Annotated in this window: 2 pseudogenes; both read right to left on the reverse strand. The window is 44.1% G+C overall.

Annotation, left to right across the window (positions count from 1 at the left end):
- Window positions 1-257: pseudogene (locus FGQ85_RS18220) on the reverse strand (hypothetical protein); the annotation flags it as partial.
- A gap of 596 nt (window positions 258-853) precedes the next feature.
- Window positions 854-1,159, reverse strand: a pseudogene (locus FGQ85_RS18230) (hypothetical protein); the annotation flags it as partial.

Genomic DNA, 1,159 nt, shown 5'->3' on the forward strand with positions numbered 1-1,159 from the left:
AGGCATACATGCACATCCAGAATTCCCTGCTTTTCCTCTTCTGCTTCTTTGGGAAGCTCATTTTCCAACAGGATCGTCTCATCAATTTCTTCCGGCTTAACCTGCAAAAGCACTGCAATAAATCCCTTTCTCGTCTTCGGATTTCTCATCAGTTCTTTGAAGCACCAGTCCACGGAAGGTTTCATGATAAAATCTTCGTTTCGGGCAGTTTGTCTTCTCTTATTCTGTGTCTTTCTTTTTCTTTTGTTGTTTCTCATAATTCGATCCTTTCCCGGCTTCTCATCCACTGGAAAAGGATGTTTCTGTCTGTTGTAAGTGTAGCACATTTTCTCCATTGGAAAAAGTGGTTTAGGGAATAAATGATCCTGATAGAAAAGCGAAAAAGAAACTGTCCGATTGCCAGCCATTAGATCTGCCGTATACAATAATAAGATTTGAATAATTCGGCGAATGCCTTAGAAATACGAAAAGCGAATGCTTTTCAGATATAGATAGAGTAACATATCAATAACGAAAAGACAAGAAACCAGAGTCCACTATTACAACCAAATATCGAGAAATCCTTCGCCAGAAAAGCTTAGGATTCAGTAAACGGAACATCGCACATAGCTGCGGCGTATCCCGTAACACAGTTGCCAAGGTCGTCAAGCGGGCGGCGGAAATGAATCTTTCCTGACCACTGAATCATGGCATGATCAACAGCTCACTTGGGGAAATGCCTTTCCCCAAGGTAAAATCAGCAACCAATAGAAGGCTGCCTGATGAAATGTAAGGAGAGCCGTCATCATCGTATGAACCGCTTCATTCTCCGTGATCCAATGCATGAACTCTTTCAACCTCTTTTTCCCACACCTTATTCCATAGAATGTTCTTCCAATTCTGCAAGCTTCCGGAACTCTTCCACCGTCATTTTTGCCTCTTCTGCCGCTTCTTCCAACGTCAGACTGTTCTTCCGGTAGAGACGAATCAGTGTAGACTGCTCTCCCTGTGTCATGCCACGCTCAATCCCCTGTGTGATTCCACGCTTCACGCCCCGCTGAAAGCCTCTTTTCTCGGCTCCCTCCATGTTGGACCTATAGTCAAGGATCGCTTTCTCCCTGGCCTCATACTGTAAACGCTTCTTCTCATCCAGGCTCATCTTTACTAAATCCTCGTATGC

Origin of the sequence: Pseudoflavonifractor sp. BSD2780061688st1 E11, assembly GCF_005844125.1 — a bacterium.
GTDB classification, from domain to species: Bacteria; Bacillota; Clostridia; order Lachnospirales; family Lachnospiraceae; genus Sellimonas; species Sellimonas catena.